22 protein-coding genes are annotated in these 22,215 nt (G+C 61.9%); 4 read left to right on the forward strand and 18 right to left on the reverse strand.

Translation table 11 applies throughout. From position 1 onward, the window contains the following. Positions 1–152 precede the first annotated feature (152 nt). From IEX61_RS09245 to thiE, 5 genes are all read right to left on the reverse strand, one after another. On the reverse strand, positions 153–518 hold the full coding sequence (locus IEX61_RS09245; protein WP_054669930.1) for an arsenate reductase family protein: 366 nt from the start codon (positions 516–518) through the stop codon (positions 153–155). Positions 519–640: 122 nt separating this feature from the next. Beyond that, positions 641–820, reverse strand: a complete 180-nt coding sequence (locus IEX61_RS09250) for a hypothetical protein (RefSeq protein ID WP_054669926.1) — start codon at positions 818–820, stop codon at positions 641–643. A gap of 130 nt (positions 821–950) precedes the next feature. Then, positions 951–1,748, reverse strand: coding sequence for a DUF2797 domain-containing protein (locus tag IEX61_RS09255; protein ID WP_188817739.1), 798 nt, complete (start codon positions 1,746–1,748; stop codon positions 951–953). A 29-nt stretch (positions 1,749–1,777) separates the two neighbouring features. After that, complete coding sequence (locus tag IEX61_RS09260) at positions 1,778–2,500, reverse strand: amino acid ABC transporter ATP-binding protein (RefSeq protein WP_054669936.1); 723 nt, start codon at positions 2,498–2,500, stop codon at positions 1,778–1,780. 23 nt (positions 2,501–2,523) lie between these two features. Further along, a complete protein-coding gene (gene thiE, locus IEX61_RS09265) occupies positions 2,524–3,192 on the reverse strand; it encodes a thiamine phosphate synthase (protein WP_229725812.1) in 669 nt (222 codons plus the stop codon). Between the two features lie 164 nt (positions 3,193–3,356). Between thiE and IEX61_RS09270 the strand changes: the two genes are divergently transcribed. Then, complete coding sequence (locus IEX61_RS09270; protein WP_157057658.1) at positions 3,357–3,524, forward strand: hypothetical protein; 168 nt, start codon at positions 3,357–3,359, stop codon at positions 3,522–3,524. 257 nt (positions 3,525–3,781) lie between these two features. Here the strand turns inward: IEX61_RS09270 and IEX61_RS09275 are convergent, their stop codons facing one another. Both IEX61_RS09275 and IEX61_RS09280 read right to left on the reverse strand, forming a co-directional pair. Continuing rightward, positions 3,782–5,209 carry a sensor histidine kinase gene (locus IEX61_RS09275; RefSeq protein ID WP_054669923.1) on the reverse strand — a complete coding sequence of 476 codons (1,428 nt, stop codon included), beginning with the start codon at positions 5,207–5,209 and terminating at the stop codon, positions 3,782–3,784. Then, positions 5,190–5,903 carry a response regulator transcription factor gene (locus IEX61_RS09280; RefSeq protein ID WP_188817740.1) on the reverse strand — a complete coding sequence of 238 codons (714 nt, stop codon included), beginning with the start codon at positions 5,901–5,903 and terminating at the stop codon, positions 5,190–5,192. Before IEX61_RS09280 ends, IEX61_RS09275 begins: the two co-directional genes overlap by 20 nt. A 236-nt stretch (positions 5,904–6,139) precedes the next feature. On the opposite strand from IEX61_RS09280, the gene IEX61_RS09285 reads away from it, so the two are divergent. After that, positions 6,140–6,487 (forward strand): thioredoxin family protein, encoded by a 348-nt coding sequence (locus tag IEX61_RS09285; protein ID WP_054669919.1) that lies wholly within the window; start codon positions 6,140–6,142, stop codon positions 6,485–6,487. Between the two features lie 52 nt (positions 6,488–6,539). On the opposite strand, the gene IEX61_RS09290 is transcribed toward IEX61_RS09285, so the two are convergent. Further along, on the reverse strand, positions 6,540–6,890 hold the full coding sequence (locus IEX61_RS09290) for a DUF4870 domain-containing protein (RefSeq protein WP_054669915.1): 351 nt from the start codon (positions 6,888–6,890) through the stop codon (positions 6,540–6,542). Positions 6,891–7,051: 161 nt separating this feature from the next. Between IEX61_RS09290 and IEX61_RS09295 the strand changes: the two genes are divergently transcribed. Beyond that, positions 7,052–8,077, forward strand: a complete 1,026-nt coding sequence (locus IEX61_RS09295; RefSeq protein ID WP_054669912.1) for a YkvI family membrane protein — start codon at positions 7,052–7,054, stop codon at positions 8,075–8,077. Positions 8,078–8,081: 4 nt separating this feature from the next. On the opposite strand, the gene IEX61_RS09300 is transcribed toward IEX61_RS09295, so the two are convergent. From IEX61_RS09300 to IEX61_RS09340, 9 genes are all read right to left on the reverse strand, one after another. Continuing rightward, on the reverse strand, positions 8,082–8,786 hold the full coding sequence (locus IEX61_RS09300; RefSeq protein WP_054669908.1) for a PucR family transcriptional regulator: 705 nt from the start codon (positions 8,784–8,786) through the stop codon (positions 8,082–8,084). 64 nt (positions 8,787–8,850) lie between these two features. Continuing rightward, positions 8,851–10,251 carry a GntP family permease gene (locus IEX61_RS09305; protein ID WP_054669905.1) on the reverse strand — a complete coding sequence of 467 codons (1,401 nt, stop codon included), beginning with the start codon at positions 10,249–10,251 and terminating at the stop codon, positions 8,851–8,853. Positions 10,252–10,305: 54 nt separating this feature from the next. Beyond that, positions 10,306–11,511 carry a glycerate kinase family protein gene (locus IEX61_RS09310; RefSeq protein WP_229725813.1) on the reverse strand — a complete coding sequence of 402 codons (1,206 nt, stop codon included), beginning with the start codon at positions 11,509–11,511 and terminating at the stop codon, positions 10,306–10,308. A 105-nt stretch (positions 11,512–11,616) separates the two neighbouring features. After that, positions 11,617–12,096, reverse strand: a complete 480-nt coding sequence (locus tag IEX61_RS09315; RefSeq protein ID WP_054672129.1) for a cupredoxin domain-containing protein — start codon at positions 12,094–12,096, stop codon at positions 11,617–11,619. A gap of 126 nt (positions 12,097–12,222) precedes the next feature. Then, positions 12,223–12,993 (reverse strand): ABC transporter permease, encoded by a 771-nt coding sequence (locus IEX61_RS09320; RefSeq protein ID WP_188817744.1) that lies wholly within the window; start codon positions 12,991–12,993, stop codon positions 12,223–12,225. Then, positions 12,978–13,598, reverse strand: coding sequence for a nitroreductase family protein (locus tag IEX61_RS09325; protein WP_083463045.1), 621 nt, complete (start codon positions 13,596–13,598; stop codon positions 12,978–12,980). The genes IEX61_RS09320 and IEX61_RS09325 overlap by 16 nt, the downstream gene beginning before the upstream one ends. Positions 13,599–13,897: 299 nt before the next feature. Then, positions 13,898–16,000, reverse strand: coding sequence for an ABC transporter ATP-binding protein (locus IEX61_RS09330; RefSeq protein WP_188817746.1), 2,103 nt, complete (start codon positions 15,998–16,000; stop codon positions 13,898–13,900). Then, a complete protein-coding gene (locus IEX61_RS09335) occupies positions 15,997–17,883 on the reverse strand; it encodes an ABC transporter ATP-binding protein (protein ID WP_188817748.1) in 1,887 nt (628 codons plus the stop codon). Before IEX61_RS09335 ends, IEX61_RS09330 begins: the two co-directional genes overlap by 4 nt. A 224-nt stretch (positions 17,884–18,107) precedes the next feature. Continuing rightward, entirely contained in the window at positions 18,108–19,421 is a 1,314-nt protein-coding gene (locus IEX61_RS09340) for an acetamidase/formamidase family protein (protein ID WP_083463063.1), read from the reverse strand. Positions 19,422–19,747: 326 nt separating this feature from the next. Here IEX61_RS09340 and IEX61_RS09345 point away from each other — a divergent pair, with 326 nt between their 5' ends. Further along, entirely contained in the window at positions 19,748–20,887 is a 1,140-nt protein-coding gene (locus IEX61_RS09345; protein ID WP_268238396.1) for an ISL3 family transposase, read from the forward strand. Here IEX61_RS09345 and IEX61_RS09350 read toward each other — a convergent pair. After that, positions 20,876–22,215 (reverse strand): IS1182 family transposase (locus IEX61_RS09350; protein ID WP_229725814.1); only part of this gene is annotated, 1,340 nt, incomplete at its 5' end. The two genes, IEX61_RS09345 and IEX61_RS09350, sit on opposite strands and share 12 nt — an antisense overlap.

The raw sequence follows: 22,215 nt of genomic DNA on the forward strand, positions 1-22,215 counted from the left end.
AGTTTTGTGAAGGTGAAAGTGCACCGAATACAAGGGATTCGGACAACGAAAAAGGCTCATAATCATTTTAAATTACGCGTTCCCGGCTGCGAAACGCGCCCTCTTCTATCTTGGTCTCCCGCTCCCCACGTTATGCGCAAGGCGCGCGACGGTTAGGCGCCCGTTCCCCACACGCGGGCGAAAGTCGCTTCGTCAAAGCCGACGGTCACCCGCTCGCCATCGGTCACAATCGGGCGCTTGATCAGTTTCCCGTCCGACGCGAGGAGCTCCAGCATTTCCTCGTCCGTCATCGACGGCAATTTCTCTTTGAGGCCCAGCTCCCGGTACCGTTGGCCGCTGGTGTTGAAAAACTTGCGAACGGGCAGGCCGCTCTTTTCGATCAGCGCGCGAAGGGTTTCCTTGTCCGGCGGGTCGGTCACCAAGTTGACCGCTTCATAGGCGATCCCGCGGGCGTCAAGCCACTGTTTGGCTTTCCGGCACGTTCCGCACTGCGGGTACCCATAGAACGTGATGGGCATCTCGCCACCTCCCTCTCTTTTATTTTGCACACGGCAGGCAAAATCCTCTTTGGATGTCGGAAAAAAGATGAAAAAACGGAAAGGCCGAAACCTTTCCGTCTCTGCCTTCCCGTAAAGTCCTGTCACGCGTCCTTGTAGCCGATGGTGCCCAGGTAGTCGGCTTCGTCGACGGGGTTCACGCGCCACGTCTGCTGAATGGGATCAAATTTGCCGAAGGCCTGCCCGGTCTCTTCGTCAAGGGTTCCGGTCAAACGCCCTTCGATGAGGATTTCCGGCTGCGGTTTGCGCGGTTTGTCCGGCATCGCACGACGCCTCCTTTCTCCCCTTAGGAGTCCCCGCTTTCCGCCGGCGTTATGCGCGGAAACGGCGCCGGACCAGCCCGTACGCTTCCGCCATCTCGGCAAGCGGCAACGCGCTACGCCCGCCCGCGCCTCAGGCTTCCCAGGCCACGCGCACTTTGTAGCCGGTGTGCTTCTTGACGTGAAAGACGCCATGGGCAAACAAGAGATACTGTCCCTTGATGCCGACCAACCGCCCGCTGATCGCCGGCGATTTGTCAAGGGAGAAGGCCTTGAGCTGGCCAACCGTATCCACAAGCGGATAGGAAATTTCTCTAACCTCCTCGTCGCTTAACCAGTACGGGCGAAACGCCTCCGGCAGGCGGGCGCGAATCGCCTCGCGCACGGCCAGGAGATCGACATCCGCCCCCTCGCCCGCCAGCATTTTGCGCCAGTTCGTTTTGTCCGGAAGGTGCCGGCTCAACTGAAGCTCCAGCTCGCCGGCCAGGCGGCGGTTGGGCACTTCGGCGATGGGAATGGCCCGCACCGCGCCTTGGTCCACCCAGCGCCGCCGGGCGTTTTCCTTGCGGGTGATGCCCACTTTCACCCCGCTGGAGACGGCGAGGTAGACGTAGTGGGGCACGAAGCAATGGCAGCGGGCAAAGTCGGCGTCGCGGCAGGTTCCTTGTTCGTAATGGCATAAGTGGGGCTTTACGATGCACAGGTCGTTTTCGGCCAGCCTGGTGAAGCAGGGGTAGCAGTAGCCGTTGTTGTACGTTTTTTTGACCTTCCGCCCGCAGTGACGGCACGCGATTTCGCGCAAAAAAACAAGCGAGAGGTTCTTGCCCAACAGCGGGTTGAGGGGAACCGTCTCGCTGCCCACGCATAGGTTGTAGAAAACGGGATTCGTGCCGTCATGATCGAGCGGAGCCAGGTGGCCAACCAGCTCCACCGCGCTCCCCCCTTCGCGTTCGCCGCGCCTCACAGGACCTTTTTCAAGAAGGCCTGCGTCCGCTCGTGTTGCGGGCGGACAAAGATGTCTTCCGGCTTACCCTCTTCCACGATCACACCCTGGTCCATGAAGATGACCCGGTCGCTCACTTCCCGGGCAAAGCCCATCTCGTGGGTGACGACCACCATGGTCATCCCTTCCCGGGCCAGGTCCTTCATGACGTTCAGCACTTCGCCGACCAGCTCCGGATCGAGGGCCGACGTCGGCTCGTCAAACAGCATCACTTTGGGATTCATCGCCAAGGCTCGGGCAATGGCCACCCGCTGCATTTGGCCGCCCGACAGGTTGTCGGGATAAACGTGGGCCTTGTCGCGCAAGCCCACTTTGTCGAGCAATTCCAGCGCCCGCGCCTCGGCCTCTTTGGGGTCCATTTTGCGCACCTTGATCGGGGCCAGGGTGATGTTCTCGAGAACGGTCATGTGCGGGAACAGGTTGAAGCGCTGAAAGACCATCCCGACTTCCGCCCGCACCTTGTTGATGTCCGTCTGCGGGTCGGTGATGTCCACACCGTCGATGATCACCTTCCCCGCCGTCACCTCTTCCAATCCATTGAGGCAGCGAAGGAACGTGCTCTTGCCCGATCCCGACGGCCCGATGACGCACACCACCTCTTGCTCCTGAATGGTACAGGTAATGCCCTTCAGCACGTGCAAATCGCCAAATCGCTTGTGCAAATCGATGACCTGAATCATTCCGCTCATGTCGTGTCCTCCCTTCAAACGCCCGCCTGGTGCCCACGCACCGCCCGCGCCAACGCACGCGCGGCCGCCTCCGGATCGGAAGCGCTTCCAATTGCCGACACCACGGCCACCCCGTCGGCACCCGCAGCGATGACGGCGGCGGCGTTTTCCGGCGCAATCCCGCCGATGCCGACGAGGGGCAAATCTGTGCGGCTGCGCACGTAGGCGACAAGCTCCGTCCCCACCGGATCCCCGGCATCGGCTTTCGAAGTCGTGGCGTACACCGGTCCCACGCCAAGGTAGTCGGGTTCCTCGCGAAGCGCAACATCCAGTTCCTCCGGCGTGCTGACGGACATGCCGACAATGCGCCCGGGACCGAGCAGCTTCCGCGCCTCCGACGGCGGCAGGTCCTCCTGTCCGACATGCACGCCATCCGCGTCGAGCAGCAGGGCCAAATCGACGCGGTCGTTGACGATGAAGGGGACGCCGAATTGACGACACCGCTCGCGCAAGGCCCGCCCCAGCGCCACGGTCTCGCGCAGGGAAAGCGGCGAATCCTTTTCGCGAAACTGGACCATCGTCACGCCCCCGCGCAAGGCCGCTGCGACCACCTCCAGAAGCGGCCGTCCTTTGCAGTGGGCGCTGCCGATCACCAGGTATACGGATAGGGCTGCGCGCAAGGCGCGCTTGTCCACCGTGTTCACCCGCCTCTCGCTGCACGTCGTGTCACTCTAACATTACCACGCCGGGTGAGCTGCGCTCAACAAAGGTATGCAACTTGGAAGGCACTCCCGCAACCGATAAAAAACCGCCTGCGGGTGCGCAGGCGGTGTCGGATGCGTTCTCCTCTTGTCAGCAGATTTAGTTGTTGTTCGAAGACGAGCTGCTGGAGCTGTCGCTCGAGCCGGAATCCGTGGACCCCGAGCTCGAATCGCTCGCGCTGGAATCCGTGGACTCCGAGCTCGCATCGCTCGAGCCGGAATCCGTGGAGCTGGAGGACGAGCTGGAGTCGGTCGAGCTCCCCGTGGACCCTTGATCGGTGCTCTGCTCTTGCTGCGTGCCGCTGTTGTCCGTGTTTGACGTGTCAGAACTGCAACCCACCAACGCAGCGGCCAAGACCCCCACAATCAACGCCAACTTCCACCACTTGCCGTTCATCCTCACTCCCCCTCTCGTTGAAGGTGTTGGCCTTTGTTTCTCTACCCTCTCACTCTACAGCAGGGGAAGACGAAAAGTGGGAACGAAGCGCGACAAATATGTGAAACAATTGTAAAAAAGGATGGACAAGCCAGGTTACGGCACCGCGGGCAACCACAGGCGGAAGGTGGTCCCCTGCCCCAGCTGGCTTTGCACCTCGATCCGACCGCCGTGAAGCTCCACAAGCTCCTTGACGATGGCCAGACCCAAGCCGCTCCCGCGGTTCTTCTTTGTGCGGTGGCGGTCGACTTTGAAAAAGCGTTCAAAGATCCGCGGCAAATCTTCGGCCGCGATGCCCACACCGGTATCGGCCACCTCAATGCACACGCCGCTTCCCTCCGCCCACGCGCGGAGCGTAATGCGCCCGTTTTCCGTGAACTTCACGGCATTGCTGACAAGGTTGTTCAGCATCTGTTCCACGCGCACGCTGTCCCCGTACACGGGCGGAAGCTCGTCCGGTACGTCGAGGACAATGGCCGTGCCCTTGTCCCGCGCTTCCGGTTCGAAGGTCATGGCCACAAAGGCGAGGAGCTCCTTCACGTCCACCGCCTCGCGGTTCAGGCGAATGGCATGGGTTTGCAGCTTGGCCAGATCGAGCATGTCGTCGATGAGCCGGCTCATGTGCGCCGTCTCGTGGGCCATCAGCCGGTAATATTTCTGCCGCAGCTCTTCGTCTTCCACCAGCCCGTCCTGCAAGGCTTCCAAGAAACCCTGCATGCTGGTGAGCGGGGTGCGCAGCTCGTGAGACAGGTTGGCCAACAGCTCGTCGCGCAACCGGTCGAGGCGCTTCCGCTCGCGTTCGCTGGCTTCCAGCCGCTCGGCCAGCTCGTTGAAGGTGCGCGCCAGGTCGCCCACCTCGTCATCGCGATGCACATCCAAGCGGCGGTCGTAGCGCCCCTGGCGCAACTCGGCCGCCATCCGCTCCATCTCCTTCAAGGGGCGGGCAATCGACCACGACAGGTACGAGGCGAGGAGGGTGGCCGCCACCACACCGAGGGCCAAGGCCCAGGCCATTGTCTCGCGCACGCGGCTGACCGCGTCGTTGATGCCCTTCACCGGCGCGTGAAGGACGATGCCGCCGTAGATGCGGTTGCCCTTTCCCCAGGGAACGGCCACGGAAAGCATCGGTTCGTTCAGCCCCTCAATACCGAGGGGACTGATCACCGGCTCCCCCCGCCGCACCTTCTCCACCACGCTCTTGGCCACCGACTTGCCGATAAACACCTCGTCGCGGGTGGAGGTGGCCACGATGCGCCCGTGGGTGTCAAAGAGCCAAATGCGGGCATCAAAGGTCTGATCGAGAAACACGAGAAGGTTTATGAGTTCTTCCGATACCTTGTTGGAGTCCTGGATGGCCAGATTGATGCGCTTGGCCTTCCGCACCAGCTCCATCCGTTCCGTATGGTAAATGTAATGCTGGACGAGGTAGGACATGGCCACGCCCACAACGCCCATGGCCAAGATGACGGTACCCAGAAAACTCAGCAACAGACGCCGCGCAATGCTACGTTTCCATACCGCCATCGCCGGGCACCTCAAACTTGTACCCCACGCCCCACACCGTCTGGATGCACGGGGGCTGAATCGCCTTCAGGGCCTGGCGCACCTTTTTCACGTGGGCGTCGACGGTGCGCGTGTCGCCGAAATAGTCGTACCCCCACACTTGTTCGAGCAGCTCGTCCCGCGTAAAGACCGTCCCCGGCGAGGAAGCCAGGAACAGGAGAAGGTCAAACTCCTTCGGCCGCAGCGGCACCGGCTTGCCGTCGACGAGCACCACGCGTCGCCGCCCATCGATTTCCAGGCGCGGAAAGACGAGATGGGGCCGCCCGTCGTCGGCGGCCTTCGCTTGACGGTCCATGCGCCGAAAGATGGCCTTGATCCGCGCCACCAGTTCCCGCGGGCTGAAGGGCTTCGTCACATAGTCGTCGGCGCCCAGCTCGAGGCCAAGGACGCGATCCACCTCGTCGTCTTTGGCCGTCAACATGATAATCGGCACGTCCCAGCGCTGCCGAATTTCCCGACACACTTCAAAGCCGTCTTTTCCCGGCATCATCACGTCAAGGAGGACGACATCCGGCTTCTCCCGCTCCATCAGCGCCAACACTTCCTCGCCGTTGCGGGCTTCGAGGACATGGAGGTTTTGTTTTTCGAAGTACAGGCGGATGATCTCGCAAACATTCGGGTCGTCGTCCCCAATGAGCACCTTCGTCCCTTCCACGGATGCTCCCCCCTTCACGATCCCATTGTCCTCTCCCCCCATTCTACCATGAAACCCACGGCGGCCTGTCTTCCGAAACTTACGTCTACCATATTAAACCATATTCATAACTATACGAAAAATCGTTGACGATTTTCATTTCATCGTTTACGATACTCTTGTATATCGATGCTATGCTGTAGGGAAAGAAGGATCCGTGCCCCATCCCCATTTCGGACAAGGAGGTTGCCCGCCCCATGCGCGACATCGAAACGGTGGAAGCGTTTGACCGCGCGATCGCCGGGCCCGATCTCGTCATCGCCGAGTTCTACGCCGATTGGTGCCCCGACTGCCAGCGCATCAAACCGTTCATGCCCGAGGTGGCCAACGCCTTTGCCGACAAGCTGACCGTTATCCGCGTCGACCGCGAAAAGCTTCCCGAGCTGTTTGCGCGCTACGACGTGTTCGGCATCCCCAGCTTCATCGCCTTTCGAAACGGCCGCGAGCTGGTTCGCTTTGTCAGCCGCGACCCGAAAACGCGAGAGGAAATCGAACAGTTCTTCCGCCGCGCCGTGCAAGTGGCGGAAGCGCTTGACACCGAATAAGGAAGCGGCGCCTCGTTCCTATAGGGCGAGGCGCCGCGCCGTTTTGTCCCCATCATTTGAAAAAGCGGATGGACATCGGGTACCGGTAGGTCTGGCCCTCATTGGCTTTCACAGCAGCAATGATGACGAACACCACTTGGATGACCAGGAGAGCCAACAGCAGGGGAAGGCCGATCAAGACAAACACAAGCAGCGCCGCAACCAGCCCATAAAGGGTGAGGGAGAGTTGAAAATTGAGCGCCTCCTTCCCCTGGTCGTCGACAAACGGCGAATCGTGCCGTTTGAGCAGCCACACCACCAGCGGGCCAAAGACGTGCCCCATGGGGACGATGTACCCCGCCAGCGCCGCCAAGTGGCAAACCGTGGCCCACATGCGGGCCTGCTTTTCGTCCATCGCCGCCATGACAACCCCTCCGTTTCCGTGTCTTGCTTCTATCCATACGCAGGTTTTCCGGAACCGGCACATCGGCTTTCTCCCCCTCACAAACCGCCGATCATAGGCCTGTTGCCTATGGCATATGGGTGAAGGGGAAAGCTTGATCGACGCGAGCGGAGGGGTCGCGCGTGAACCGAGCATGGCTGGTCATCGGGCAGATCGCCTTTACGTACATCGGTACCGTTGTGGGAGCAGGCTTTGCTTCGGGGCAAGAAATCTTGCACTTTTTCTCCCAACACGGCACCTATGGCACGCTGGGCATCGTCCTTTCCGCGGTGCTGTTCATGTGGCTCGGCGCGCGCATCATGCGCCTGGCCCACCGCCTCGGCGCGTTTTCCTATCAGGAGTTTAACACGTACCTGTTCGGTTCGACCCTCGGGCGAATCGTCAACGTGCTCATGCCGCTCATCCTGCTCGGGGTAACCTCGGTGATGCTCTCCGGAACGGGGTCCATCTTCCACGAACAGCTGGGCCTTCCGTACCAGGCGGGCATCCTCGTCACCTTGCTCCTCACCTATTTCGTGATCGCCCGCGGCATGAGCGGCATCCTGACCGTCAACTCCCTCGTCGTGCCGCTGATGTTCCTGTTCACGCTGCTCATTGGCCTCGACCTGCTGCGCAATCCGGACGCGGTCCTCTCCCCTGCCGCCCCACACGACGGCTGGCGCTGGGCGATCGCCCCGTTCACCTACGTCGCCTTTAATCTCGCCATGGCCTTGTCCGTGCTCGTTCCCCTGGGCAGCGAAATGAAGGCGGAGCGCCTGCTCACCTGGGGCGGATTTTGGGGCGGCATCGGCTTGGGGGGGATGCTCCTCGTCAGCCACTTGGCCATGGCGGCCCAGGGCGCGGCCATCTTCCAGTATGAGATTCCCATGGCCCACATCGTGCGCGAGCTGGGCCGCACCGCACAAGTCTTGTTCCTCCTCGTCGTCTACGGCGAGATCTTCACCACGCTCATCGCGAACGTCTACGGCCTGGCTCGCCAGTTTCAGCAGATGCTCAAGTGGCCGGAAAAACCCTTGATCCTCGCCATTCTGATGACGAGCTTCCTGATCAGCCAGTTCGGTTTTCACACGCTGGTGGCGTATCTGTACCCGGCCTTTGGCTATGTGGGGCTGGCCCTTCTCGTGATGGCGGCGCTCAAGCGGGGGTGACCGTTCACGATCCCGATGGCGAGGACGGCGGAGCGTCCAACAAGTGCGCCAGAAGTCCCGCATACAGCTCCACCGCCGACGGGAACTGCTGAGGGCACCGTCCGGTCACCTCCCGAATGCGGGCCAAGCGGTACAACAAGGTGTTCCGATGCACATGCAATTGGCGGGCCGCTTCGGAAACATTCAGGTGGCAACGGAAAAAAACGCGCAACGTGTGAATCCACTCGTCGCGCTCGGGACGGTTCACCAATGGCCCAACGGTACGCGCGATCAGCTCCCGCTTTTTGTCGAGGGGAAGGTCATCGACAAGGCGAAGCAGCTGCACCTCTTCCGCCCTGTAAACCCCTCCGGGTTCGCCGACGCGTTTGAGCAGCCCGGCAATGCGGCTCGCCTCGCGGTAGGCCGGAGCCACTTCGCCCGCCGGCGCCTCTGTCACCACGACGTACACGTCCCGTCCATCCCCGCAACACGCGCGGTACAGACGATCGGCAAACGAACGCAAAGCTTCCCCATTGCGCTCCCCGCGCATCACGCGCAGCACGACCACTTCGCCGGAGTGCCCGATGGTCACCTGGTCCTCCCGCTCCAGGAGGTTCCGGACGGAGGACAACCGACCCTCCACCGAAACGGGTTCGTCCACCGCGTCCAACACATAGACTGCCCGCGGAAGCCGAATGTCGATGCCATAGGTTTCATGGGTGATGCGCACCGCGTTTCCCTCCCCACCGGCACAACAGCACAGAAGCGCCCCCTTTGACGAGGACGCTTCTTGTTTACAACAGCACAAGGAAAAGCATCCAGACGGTCGCCATGGCCACAAGGCCCTGAACCAAGGTCGCTGCGGTCTGGGCACGATAGGCGGTCGTCACGCTCATGCCGCTGAATTGCGACACCACCCAGAAATAGCTGTCGTTGACGTGGGAGACGGTCATGGCACCGGCGCCGATGGCCATTACCGTCAACACGGGTCCCCACCCCGAAGCCAAGCCGAGGGATTCCAGCATCGGCGCTACAATGGCCGATGTCGTCACCAGCGCCACCGTCGACGACCCCTGGGCCGTTTTCAGCGCAGCGGCCATGAGAAAGGGAAGAAACAGGCCCAGATGCGCATCGCGCAGCACCGCGCCAATGTAATCACCGACAGTAGTCGCCTTGAGCACCGCTCCGAAGGCGCCGCCCGCCCCCGTAATCATCAGAATCGATGCCGCGTCCACCAGTCCTTTTCCCACCCAATCTGTCAAAGTCTCACCGTCCCACCGGGGAAGCAGCAGCAGCGCGCAGGCAAGCCCGACGAAGAGCGCGTTCACCGGTGTGCCCAAGAAGACCAGCACATCCTTGAGGATGCCCTCGCCAAAAGGTTGGCTGGGAAACTGGGCGATGGACCCCAACGCGATCAGCACAATCGGACCCACGATGGGCAAAAAGGCTTTCCAAGCGGACGGCAGCGCAGCAGGCGCCAGTTCGGCCGCATCGATTCCATCACCCGAATCCCGATCAAAGGCCGTGGGCAGTTTTACCGCCACCCTCTTGGCCCACAGGTACCCGGCTGCCGCCGCGGGAATCGCCACCACAAGCCCCGCGACGATCACCTGAAACAGGGCACCTTCCAATCCCAGATTGGCGGCAGCGGCTATGGGCCCCGGCGTGGGCGGAACGAGCGTGTGCGTCGCGTACAACCCCGTGGACAGGGCCACCGCCATGCCGGCCAGCGGAACCGCCGCTTTACGGGCCAGCGCACGCTTAAGGGACGAGAGAATCACGTAGCCGCTGTCGCAAAAAACGGGGATGGACACGATATATCCAATGATGGACATGGCCAGCATGGGGCGTTTTGGCCCGACAACCTTCAGCACGACTTCGGCCATCTTCAGCACCGCCCCCGACTTTTCCAAGATGACGCCGATGATGGTCCCCGCAATGATCACCAGGCCGATGTAGCCGAGGATCCCACCAAATCCGTCGGCAATCACTTTGCCGATGCTGTCTTTGAACGGAGCGGGAATCCCATACCCCATGGCCACCCATTGCGTGCCCAGCGCCATCCCATAGGCGGCCACGAGCAAGGAAAGAAAAGGATGAATCTTCCACTTGCTTGTCGACACGATGATCCAGATGATGGAGATCAAGAGGAAGACCAGTACCCACGGGCCTAACACCGCGGTATGCGCTTCCATGCCGTCATGTCCCTCCTCCGCTGTCGGAATGGTCTCTGTATCCATCCGGACGCGTTAGGGTGTTTCGGGTGGAACCCTCCCGCCTTCGCGTTCCATCCGGTTTGCTCGCCGGGAAGCATGGCGCCACAGCCGAACCACCTGCTCCGCAGCGTGCTCCACAAGCCGTTCTCCTTCCGCCAAGGCTTCCGACAAGGTCATCGGGCGACTCAAGATGGAAAACGCCCCGGCGAGCCCCAGCGCATCGCAATCCTGCCCCTCCAGCTCCACGGCTCCCGCCAACGCGATGACCGGCACACCACGGTCCTTCGCCACCCGGCACACGCCGGCAACCGTTTTGCCATGCAGCGTTTGGCGGTCCAGTTTTCCCTCCCCCGTGAGGATCAGATCAGCCCCCGATGCCTGCTCGGCAAAGCCCACCGCCTCCATGACGGCCTCAATGCCCGGACGCACAGCCGCGCGCAAATACGCCATCAGGGCAAAGCCTGTGCCCCCGGCGGCGCCGGCTCCCGGACGATGGCGGTGGTCTTCCCCGAGGAAGGCGGCGGTGACGTCGGCCCAGCGGGCAAGGGCCCGCTCGAGCGCGTCGACCATCTCCGGGGTGGCCCCTTTTTGCGGACCGAACACCCGCGAGGCACCACGGGGGCCGAGGAGCGGGTTGTCCACATCACACAGCACAGTCACCGTCGCCGCGTGCCACGCGTCCCGCTCCGGCCACTCGATGCGGGCGAGGCGCTCTAGGGCCGCCCCGCCCGGCGGGAGCAGTTGGCCCTCGGCATCGTAGAGGCGCACCCCGAGGGCCTGCAGGAGCCCCGCCCCGCCGTCGTTCGTGGCGCTGCCGCCCAAGCCGATGAGAAACCTGCGGTAGCCCGCCTCCCATGCGTGGCGGATCAGCTCGCCCGTGCCGTACGTCGAGGCCCGCAACGGATCGCGCCGCTCGGGCGGAACCAAGTTGAGCCCCGACGCGGCGGCCAGCTCCACCACCACCGTCTTCTCGTCGCCAAGGACGCCGTAATGGGCCGTAACCGGCTCGCCGAGCGGACCCGTCACCCGAACCGGCACCGTCCGCCCACCGGTGGCCGCAACGAGCACCTCCATCGTGCCCTCTCCGCCGTCGGCCAGCGGCAGGCACATCACCTCCGCCTTCGGACAGGCCCGCTTCACGCCGCGGGCCATGGCCGCGGCCACCTGACGGCTCGTGAGGGAACCTTTGAACGAGTCGGGCGCGATGAGGATGCGCATCGGCAGATTCCGTCCCTTCATTTCGAATTTTTGAAAGCATTATACCCGGTCCCGATTCGTTCGCCCAGAGACAAGATGAACAAAAACGAGCCGTCATCCGGCTCGCGGAATTGGGCAGATTGTCGTTCACCGCTCCAGCACGTGCAGATACCCCACCATCGGACCGTTGTGCGCCCTGTCGGGATGGGCCAAGCAGACGATTTCGAACGTCCCCGCCCGGTCGGCGACAAATTGCACCGTCGTTTGTTTCCCCTTTTCCACCGTGCCCCGCACGTTGTAGCCGCGGATCTCAAAGGGATGCTTGGCCCCGTTGACGCCGTGGAAATGGAGGGTGACGCGGTCCCCCTTGCGCACCACCACCGTTCCGGGATCCCAGCGGTACGCCTCGATCTCCTTGCCGTCGGGAAGGCGCGACGCAAACTCGCCCGTCACGATGTGAACCGTCACCGCGCGTCCCCCGCCCGGCTCGCTCGTCGCCTCCGGTTCACCCATCACGGGGAGCAGCGGCATTCGCGCGCCGTCCCAGGCGTAAACGGCCAGAGCGAACGCGGCCAGCGCCAACACGGCGAGCACCGTCCGCCCGCGCACCACGTACAGCCTTGTCACGGCTCATCCCCCCTTGGTACAAGGGATATGCGCCGACGCGGCGCGGCTTGCCACCTCAGAAAACGGGCCACGGGCCAAACCCGTCGTCCCAAACAAAAAAACGGGCGGCTCCTTCCATGCCGCCCGTCAAAACAGCCGCTGCACAAAAAAGCAGCGGTAGGTGAGAAAGCTGATCACCATCGCCGCAATGGCCGCGCCGGACAGGAGCGTGAGGAGGATGACCAGCTGGTACTTCACGGCCACCAGGGGCGGGGCCCCGGCGAGAATGGCGCCGGTCATCATCCCCGGCAGGTGAACGAGGCCGATGGTGCGCAGCGTGTCGATGTTGGGGATCATCGCCGCCTTCACCGTCTGCTCGATGACCTCCTGGCAAGCTTGGCGCGGCGTGGCGCCGAGGGCCAGTTTGGCCAAAATGAGCGGTTTGGTCTGCTCAAATTCCCGCCACATCCGTTCAAAGGAGAGACCTGCCACCGTCATGGCGTTGCCGATCACCATGCCGCTCATCGGGAGCACGTACTGGCCCTTCCACGCCACCAGCTGGAAGGCCCCCCACAGGGCAAGAGCCACCGCCTCCGCCGCGGCGATGGCCAAAAACGCCATCCAGAACGCCCCGGAAAAGGGCGCGCCCCGCCGCGCCGCGCTGCGGGAGGCCACGGCGATCATGAGCACGAGCAGCAGCGTGAGGAGCCACCACGACTCGGCGGCAAAGACCGCGGTGAGCACATACCCGATCGCCATCAGCTGCGCGGTGCCGCGAAGGGCGGCCCACAGCATGTCGCGCGTCAGGCCAAGGCGCTGCCACTGGGAAACGAGGGCCGGCACGGCGAGAAAGGCAAAGGCCGCGAGCAAGGCAAGGGGCGAAAGATCCTTCATGTCCCGGTTCAGCGGTTCATCCACACCGTTTTCTGGGCAAACGGCGTGCGCTTGCCGACCGGCTGCGGCCCCGCTGGATAGCCCACGTACACGAACCCGAGGAGCTGCTCACGCTCCGACAGGCCGAAGAAGGGCTTGAGGCGCGGGTCGTAGCAGATCGCGCCGGTGCGCCAAATGGCCCCGAGCCCGAGGGCATGGGCCGCCAGCAGCATGTTCTGCACGGCGCAGGCGACCGCCTCGATTTCTTCCAGCTCGATGACCCGCGGATCGTCGGACGGGCTCACCGCCACGGCAATGATCACCGGGGCGCGCAAGGGGTTCTTGCGCATCCGCTCCAGTTGGGCGCGCGCTTCCGGCGTGTTGGGGTCGTCCAGCTTGGCCGCCAGCGCCTCGGCCATCGCCTCGCCCAGCCGATGGCGCGCCTGGCCCGTCAACACGAAGAACTTCCACGGCTCCGTGTGATGGTGGTTGGGCGCCCATGTGGCCGCCTCCAGCATCTTTTCGATCGCCTCGCGGGGCGGCATCTCGTCTTTCACCACACCGACCGAACGGCGCCCGCGAATCGCCTCAAACAGTTCGATGGCCTTCACCCCCCAACCGTACTTGAGAAGAACGTGCTTCCCCCACATCCCGCGGTGCGGTCGCAGGGTCGATCGGATCCTCCCACAACCCGGTGGGGTCCGACGTGCTGTCCCCTCAGCACCCGGTCCATTGGCCGCAGTTCGTGCATGTCCACTTGCCAAACCGCCAAACGAGGGCAAATCCGCACACCGGGCATTTCGGCGTCTCCAACGGCGCTCCCTCCTCCGTCGTTCCTCCCTCATTGTACCGCAACGGCCGTTCGAATTCTTCCCCTTCCATCCGCTCTTGCAACGCGATCCCGCCGGCCGGCTCTCGCGTGCGCAAAACGCGGGTCTTCCTCCTCTCCTCAGGCCCCGCCCAGCTGCTCCTGGCGCGCCTGCAGCTCGACCAGCGTGCGGTACAGGCCGCCGCGACGCATCAGCTCGTCGTGGGTGCCCATTTCGCGGATGCGCCCCTTGTGCAGGACGAGGATGCGATCGGCGTGGCGCACGGTGGCCAGGCGGTGGGCAATGATGATCGTCGTCCGGCCGCGGCTGGCCTTCAGGAGGGCTTCCTGCATCAGCCGTTCCGTCTCCGTGTCAACGTGGGCCGTCGCCTCATCCAGCACGAGAATGGCGGGATCGCGCACGAGGGCGCGGGCAAAGGCGATCAGCTGGCGCTGGCCGGCCGACAGGTTGCTGCCGCGCTCCAGTACCGGGGCATCGTAGCCGCCGGGAAGGCGCGCGATAAAGTCGTGGGCCCCGATGGCCCGGCACACGCGCTCGATGGCCTCGTCGGTCACATCCTCCTGGAACAGGCGGATGTTGTCCCTGATGGTGCCGGCGAACAAAAAGGCGTCCTGGAGCACGAAGCCGATGTGGCGCCGCAGGTCGGCCTGGCGCAGGCGACGCACGTCGACGCCGTCGATCAGCACCGCGCCCCGCTGCACGTCATAAAAGCGGCACAGCAGCTGCAAGATGGTGCTCTTTCCCGCCCCCGTCGCGCCAACCAGGGCGATCGTCTCTCCCGGCTGCACCGTGAAGGAAATGTCCTTTAGCACCCACTCCTCGCCGCGGTAGGCAAACCAAACGTTGCGAAAGGCGATCTCCCCGCGCACGCGGGAAAGGGGAACCGGATCGGGCGGGTCGGGCAAGGGATTGGGCTCGTCGAGGAGCTGAAAGATGCGCTCGGCCGAGGCCATGGCCTGCTGGAGGATCGTGTAGCGCTCGGCGAGGTCGTTGATCGGCTGGAAAAACCGGTTCAGGTACTCGATAAACGCGTACAGCACGCCAAAGGTCACCGCGCCGCGCACCACGGCCCCGCCGCCCCACCAGAGCAGCGCAGCCAGCCCGAGGGCGTAAATGAAATCCATCATCGGGCGAAACAGGCTGGTCAGGTGCAGTTCGCGTAACGAAGCGGTGAAATGCGCCCGGTTGATCGCCTCCAGGCGCCTGTACTGCTCGCGCTGCCGATGAAAGAGGTGCACGACGCGAATGCCCGACAGCGTTTCGCTCAACGCCCCGTTGATGCGCGACAGGAGCTGACGCACCTGGCGGAACGCGTCGCGGGACGTGCGTCGGTACCACACCGTCGCCCCCAACACGAGCGGCACGGTAGACAGCGCCAGGAGGGTTAGCCGCCAATCAAGGGCCACCATCACGCCGATGATGCCCACCAGCATGAAGCCGTCCTTCAGGGCGTTCACCAGCACGTTGGCGTACATCTCGTTCAGCGTTTCCGTGTCGTTGGTGACGCGGGTGACCAGGCGTCCGGTGGGATGGCGATCGAGAACGGCCAGCGGCAGGCGCAACAGGTGGGCATAGGTTTCCCGGCGCAAGCGCAGGATGATGCGCTGCGACACGCCGGCGAGGAGGAGCATCTGGCTGTAGCCCAGGGCGAAGGCGGCCACCAGCACCGCGAGGTACCACCCGGCCAGGCGCAGGACGGCCTGGATCGTCGGCGCCCAAAGCGCCAGCACTTCCTCGCCGCTCAACCGGTGCGCGGGGAGCGCCGCCCCGTCGGCCGTGCGAAACACCCCGCGCCCATCGGACCCGAGGACCAGTGTACCTTCCGCATCGCGGGGCACGTCGCCTTCCACGAGCGCCAGCTGCGGGCCGTCGCGCACCACCGTGTAGCGGGCCGCGTCGGACCACGCGGCCAAAAGGCCCGCCGCGTTGGCGTCGCGCACGCGCACGAGTTCGACCTCGCGCCAGCGCACCACCGGCACGTCCTCGGGCACGGCGGCCCCGGCCGGCCGCTGGACAAAGCGCGTCGCCTGGGTGAAATGCTCGTCGATGGCCACCTTGACCAGGTAGGGACCGGCCAGCTCCGCAGCCGTGGCCAGGAGGGCCAGGAGCACCCCCAAGGCCACCGCCCACGCGTGGGCCCGCGCGTAGCCGAGCAAGCGGCGCATCAGCCGGCTGTCGTAGGCCTTGCCCCACGTTTCCTCACCGCCGGACCATTGGCTCATCGGGACACCTCCTTCTGCCCCACCGACACTTCGTCCGGAACATCGGCGGATTCCGCATCCACTTGGGCTTCCAGCTGCTGCGTTTCATAAAGCTGCCGATACAGCCCGCCGCGGGCGAGGAGCTCCTCATGCGTGCCTTCTTCCACCACGCGGCCCTCATCGAGGACCACAATCTTGTCGCAATCGCGCACCGCCGACAGCCGGTGAGCGACAATGATCGTGGTACGGCCATGCATCAGCGGGCGCAAGGATTCGAGCAGCGCCGTCTCCGTCTCGGCGTCCACGGCCGACAGGGCATCGTCGAGGATCAGGATCGGGGCGTCCTTGAGCAGCGCGCGGGCGATGGCGACGCGCTGCTTCTGGCCGCCGGACAGGGCAACCCCGCGCTCCCCGACCACCGTCTCCAGCCCCTCAGGGAACGCGGCCAAATCGCGCTGGAGCTGGGCCGCCTGCACCGCCGCCTGCACCGCATCCTCCGTCCACGCGTCCACGCCGTACACGACGTTGCCACGGATGGTGTCGGAAAAAAGAAAATGATCCTGCGGCACCACGGCGATGTTGCGGCGCAACACGGCCAGGGGAATGGTGTGAATCTCGCGCCCGTCGATCCAGATGGTCCCCTCCGGCACGTCATAGAGGCGGGCCAACAGGTTGACCAGCGTCGTCTTGCCGCTTCCGGTGCGCCCAACAATGCCCACACGGGCGCCAGCAGGAATGGTCAGGCTCACATCGCGCAAGGCCGGTTCCTCGGCCTGAGGGTAGGTAAAGGTCAGGTGGCGGATGACGATCTCGCCGCGCAGGCGGGGGAAGGCTGCCCCCTGGACGGCGCCGGCTTCGCGAGCCGCAACAACGGCGTTCTCCTTGCCCGGATCCGTTTTCCCTCCTTCGGCCGCCTTCGTCACCGCCCGCGCATCGTCCCGCACCGTCGGCCGCTCGGCGAAGATGGCGTTGAGGCGGGCCATGGCTGCCGCCCCGCGTTGGAAGACGTTGATCATCCACCCGATGGCCAACATCGGCCACGTGAGCAAGCCCAAGTAGGCGGTAAAGGCGACAAATTCGCCCAACGTGATGACCCCGCGGATCACCAGCGCACCGCCGTAGGCCAGGGTGAGGAGCAGGCTCAGCCCAAAGAGGAGCTGCACGAGCGGCTGAAACAGCGCCTGCACCCGTGCGACAGCCAGGTTACGGTTCCGAGCCGACTCGGCCACGGCGGCAAAACGCCGCTGCATCTGCGCTTCCAGGGCAAACGCCTTCAGCACGCGCAGCCCGGAAAGGGCCTCCTGCACCTCGTCGGTCAGATGGGAGAAGGCCTCCTGCGCCTCACGCGTGCGGCGGTGAACGGCGCGGCCAAAGAACAAGGCCACGGCGGCCAAAAGGGGCATGGGCAATAGCGCCACGGCGGTCAGTTTCGCATCGATGGTAAAGGCCATCATGAAGACGGTGAGGGAAATCAAAATGGCGGCGTCTACCGCCATCACCATCCCGCCGCCGAAGGCAAAGCGGACGAGGGGGATGTCGTTGGTGGCGTGGGCCATCAAGTCGCCCACCTTGCGCTGCTGGTGCCACGCGGCATCCAGATGCAGATAATGGGCCATCAGGCGGTTGCGCAGCTCGTATTCGATGGTACGGGCCACACCAAAGACGAACCAGCGCCAGAAGTACCGAAACACGAAGATCCCGGTTGCCAGCACCAGCAGCAGCCCGATGTGCCAAAGCAAAAACCTGGGTCCCGCCTGCCCGCTCTTCAGCGCGTCGGTCACGCGTTCCAACACCTTGGGAATCGCCAGCTGCAACAGGTCAACGAGCAGCACGGAAAGCAAACCGGCGGCGTACCGCCACCGATTGCGCCACACAATCTCGCGCAATTCCCACAACTCGCGCATCGCGTCACCGCCTCCAATCGCGTACAGCACCATTCTAATGTCGGGAGGCGAAAGGTTCAAGAAGTAAAACAAGCCCGGCGCTCAAAACAATACACGCGGCAAGCCACCTTGAATCGCGTGCCATGGTGCCTACAAATCGAAAGGCCGCAGCGCCGCTGCGACCTCTCTCGGTACCATTACATGTGTTGTTTTTCTCCTTTAAATTGCTTAGAATCGACGATCCGTTATGAAGCTAAATTATATTGTTCTTTGACAAGTTCCAAAATACCCAATTTCTCCAATCGATCGATCGGGACTAAGAAGGTTGCCGTAACCACGCCAGGATGACGGCCAATCTCAATCGAGCCCGTGATCGTGCAGCGATTTTTGACTTCCGATACCGTCATGCCAAAAAGCCGAGCGGCTCGTTCCAACGCATTATCCGTTGCAGCGTTAAGATTCGGCCCCGTCCCTACAACTGAAACGGGTGCTGTCTCTTCAATGCGGTTGAGCCCCCACTTACGGGCTTCTTGCAGGGCAATCTCTTTTTCCTCACGCGTCAGGGGTCGAGCCAAATAAGGCAAGTCTTCGGGTACAGGGAGCAGAAGCGGCCCTTCAAGCGTCAATCCTTTTATCACATGGACTTGCAATGTCACAATACCCGAAACATCACAGGTGTGACCAGCGATTTCTCCATCCCCCTGCATCGCGTGCATATCCCCAAGGTATACGCCGCCTCCCGGAACTTTTACCGGGCAGATCAAGATGGCCCCTTCTCGGACACGATTGATGTCCATATGGCCGTCCGTCCGGGCTTCATCCAATTGTTCCTGGGTTAGTGCGTACTCGTGGGGTGCCCCGATCAAAAACGAACCAAAATCGCCTGCATTGTGCGAATCGGGAATCGGGAGCGACGGTGTTGTTCCCAATTGCCCGAGAAATGGCCTCATGCGTGCCACCACGCCGATTAAATCACTTGGCGCCAAAGTAACAACGGGATTTTGAATCGAATTTTCTGGAATCGCCATGCAACGACGCCCATCGCGCGCAATTTTCTCCGCTGCTTCCTTGTGGAGCGTCACTCCGAGACGTCCTCCTGGCTCGAACGCAATCGTATAGCCGTGTGCAAAAACAAACGGCGTGGCATCGGCTCCGCAGTGCGCACACCGAATAGCCTGTGGCCCAATACCTTCAATCCGCGTCTCAGGATACAACGTGCCACACTCGGGACACCGCGCAGCAACAAATGGATCGCCAAGGTATCTCCCTTCTATTGTCCGATCATGACCGGATGCCGTTGCTATGGACGTCACTCGAATCGATTTGATACGGATCGCGATCGCATCACCCACCTCCGCACCCTCGACATAAACGGGTTGGGTAACTTCGTGTCCTCCACGAATGGCCGGGGTAATCATCGGGCCCCAGCATCCGGGAGCCGTGTTTGCAACGATATATCCCCCGTCACGCACAGGGCCAAGCATAGGGCGGGAGGGATCCAAAATGCCGTTTGTGAAAGTGTTTACAAAAACAGTTTCTTGTGCCCTTCCTTTTTCCATTATTTACACCCCCATTAATTCCTTCACTATCTTCATTATTTTCAATTTTTATTCTACATGAAATCGACTCTAAGTCAATAAAGTGTTGGCTCTACGCTAAAAAGTGTGGAAAAAAGTGTGGAATCGAAGAGGAAAAGGCTGTTGACAAGTCAAGGGATAGTTAGCAACATCACATCGGCTTACAATCGTGGATTGTTTACCGTACCGTCCATCAATCCGACAGCATCCACGTCTACGCAGGTCGGCCGCGTAAGGAAGCGCGGTGTCCGGATTGTGGACAGCTGACACGCCGCGTCTACGATCGTGCGCGCGAATGGAAACGAAAGCTGCACACCTGGTGCAACGAGAAACCGGTTTACCTCTGGGTACGTCCCCGGCGCTTCCANTGCGTCTACGATCGTACGCGCGAATGGAAACGGAAGCTGCACACCTGGTGCAACGAGAAACCGGTTTACCTCTGGGTACGCCCCCGGCGCTTCCAGTGCTCGGCCTGTCGAAAAGTGTTCACCGAACGCTTCCCTGGCATTCGCCCCTGGGCACGCAGGACCGAACGGGCCGAAGCCCTTTTGCTCCAGCGCCTGAAAGCAGGCAGTTTTCGTCGTGCCGCCCAGGAAAGCGGAACAAGCACCAGCACCTTGCGCCGTCTGCTTTTCCGGTGCGTAGGCCAGCAGATAAACCTCGAGGAAGCCCTCCGGGATGTTGATGCGTTCGTGCTGAGCATCGATGAACACAGCTATCGCGGCCGTGACATGATGGTCACGGTCACGTGCGTATGGCCAAAACGGCGCCTTTTGGCCATCTTGCCGGATGACCGCATGAAAACGCTGGAGCGCTTTTTGCGACAGTTGCCGGATACGGTTCGTCGGCGCATTCGGGCCGTATGCATCGACCTGAAGGATGCTTGGCGCCATGCCGTGAAGCGCGCTTTGCCCGGCGCTGTCATCGTGGCAGATCCGTTTCACGTTATCCAGGACGCGAATCGTCGGGTTGACGAAGCACGGCTTGTGGAACAGCAGGTGACCGGGGTACGCCTGCCTCGATGGCCGCTTTTGAAGAACGAGGACGATCTCACTGAACGCCAAGCGGCCCAGCTTGCCGCCATTCGGAAGCATCACAAAAACGTGGCCCACTTTCACTGGGTCAAAGAGCAGCTGCGAGACGTCTACCGCGCCTCCAATCGAGACGAAGCCACAGCCATCCTGGACCGCGTGATCTTTGAGACCCAGTCGGCAAGCGATGCCGCGCTCATGCAGTGGGGACGCACGCTCCGCCGCTGGCGCGAGGCGATTCTGGCCTACCACACCTGGCGTGTTTCGAACGGCTACACGGAGGGCGTGCACACCAAGATCAAACTGCTCAAACGAATCAGCTACGGGTTCCGCAACCGCGAAATCTATGTGCGAAAGATGCTCCTCGCTTTTATGCCCTTGGCTTGGTTGACCTCCCATCCACAGTTATTGACTTAGAGCCCCATTCCAAGTTATATAAAGCACTCTCAGCGATCCGATACGGATCGCTTCAGACTGCAGACAAACTCCCTCGGTGCCAACGCAGCCGAGGGAGTTTTCTTGTCGTCTGAGAACAAAAAGGATACCGAAATGAAGGGCATGGCGCCCTGTTTTTCCTAACCTCCATAACCAATTCGCCAGCTTTTTTAAATTCATACAAGCAAAAACAAGCATCGCCTGCATTGTCACTTTTTCCAATCCTCGCAACGTGGTCCAACGCAAGCCATGCTTCTCCTTGAGATCCGCAAATACACGCTCGATCGTTTCCTTTCGGCGTGCATATAGGCGTTTATTCACTTCTGTATGGCGCAGGTGCTCCACTTCCTCCATGTAATGGGCCCAGATATGGCGGCTCACGCGTTTAACCGCATCGTGACTTTCTGTGCACTGGGAGCGGAATGGACAAGATCGACAGGTCGTGGCATCGGAACGGTAGATTCGGTAACCCTCACGGGTCGTGGTTTCGTAGGTGAGCACTTGTCCGGCAGGACAAAGATAGCAATCGTAGTACTCATCGTACACGTAATCCTGCTTTCGATACCTTCCGTCTTTTGTGTGGGGACGAGTATACGGCATGACCGGACGGACCTGTTGGTCCAAGAGGTACTTGCAGATATAAGGCGTTTTATACCCTGCATCCACCGCGACAGCGCCGGGTTTTCCGACGTGCTTGACGGCTTGCTCGAACACATCTGTGAAGACCTGACTGTCATGAACGTTGGCGGCCGTGACGACGGCACTGACGACAAAGCCGTTTTGGTCGCTGGCCACATGGAAGGAGTAAGCGAACGTCTGTTCCTTTTCGTTTTTGACAAACCAGCCGCTGTCTGGATCGGTGGTGCTTTGCTTCACCTCCTTCCAGACGGCTTTAGACTTTTTTGGCAACGGCTTTTTCCCGTGCGCTACGCGGTCCTGGTTGATTTCCTCTTCGAGAAGTTCTTGATATTTCTTGCCTTCTTCCTGGACAAGCCGCTTGAGATATTTCCTCTTGTTGGCGTTGGCTTTGACATGGGTGGAATCGATATACAACACGGAAGGGTCGACCAGCCCATGATGGCAGGCTTCTTCGAGAATGCGCGTGAAGATCCTTTCAAAGAGGTCGGTACCCTTGAATCGGCGGACATAGTTTTTTCCAAACGTCGTGAAATGGGGGATGGGCTGGGTGAGATCGTATCCCAGAAACCACCGGTAGGCGAGATTGGTTTCGATTTCTTTGATGGTTTGCCGCATGGAACGGATGCCGAACAGATACTGGATGAGCACCATTTTGATGAGGACAACGGGAT

The organism is Calditerricola satsumensis, from assembly GCF_014646935.1.
GTDB classification, from domain to species: domain Bacteria; phylum Bacillota; class Bacilli; order Calditerricolales; family Calditerricolaceae; genus Calditerricola; species Calditerricola satsumensis.

What these genes read in the sequence shown, in the direction of transcription:
- IEX61_RS09245 (WP_054669930.1), bottom strand. Translation starts at nt 518, where the DNA reads ATGCCCATCACGTTCTATGGGTACCCGCAGTGCGGAACGTGCCGGAAA.
- IEX61_RS09250 (WP_054669926.1), bottom strand. Translation starts at nt 820, where the DNA reads ATGCCGGACAAACCGCGCAAACCGCAGCCGGAAATCCTCATCGAAGGG.
- IEX61_RS09260 (WP_054669936.1), bottom strand. Translation starts at nt 2,500, where the DNA reads ATGATTCAGGTCATCGATTTGCACAAGCGATTTGGCGATTTGCACGTG.
- IEX61_RS09275 (WP_054669923.1), bottom strand. Translation starts at nt 5,209, where the DNA reads ATGGCGGTATGGAAACGTAGCATTGCGCGGCGTCTGTTGCTGAGTTTT.
- IEX61_RS09285 (WP_054669919.1), top strand. Translation starts at nt 6,140, where the DNA reads ATGCGCGACATCGAAACGGTGGAAGCGTTTGACCGCGCGATCGCCGGG.
- IEX61_RS09290 (WP_054669915.1), bottom strand. Translation starts at nt 6,890, where the DNA reads ATGGCGGCGATGGACGAAAAGCAGGCCCGCATGTGGGCCACGGTTTGC.
- IEX61_RS09305 (WP_054669905.1), bottom strand. Translation starts at nt 10,251, where the DNA reads ATGGAAGCGCATACCGCGGTGTTAGGCCCGTGGGTACTGGTCTTCCTC.
- IEX61_RS09310 (WP_229725813.1), bottom strand. Translation starts at nt 11,511, where the DNA reads ATGAAGGGACGGAATCTGCCGATGCGCATCCTCATCGCGCCCGACTCG.
- IEX61_RS09325 (WP_083463045.1), bottom strand. Translation starts at nt 13,598, where the DNA reads ATGTGGGGGAAGCACGTTCTTCTCAAGTACGGTTGGGGGGTGAAGGCC.
- IEX61_RS09330 (WP_188817746.1), bottom strand. Translation starts at nt 16,000, where the DNA reads ATGAGCCAATGGTCCGGCGGTGAGGAAACGTGGGGCAAGGCCTACGAC.
- IEX61_RS09335 (WP_188817748.1), bottom strand. Translation starts at nt 17,883, where the DNA reads ATGCGCGAGTTGTGGGAATTGCGCGAGATTGTGTGGCGCAATCGGTGG.
- IEX61_RS09340 (WP_083463063.1), bottom strand. Translation starts at nt 19,421, where the DNA reads ATGGAAAAAGGAAGGGCACAAGAAACTGTTTTTGTAAACACTTTCACA.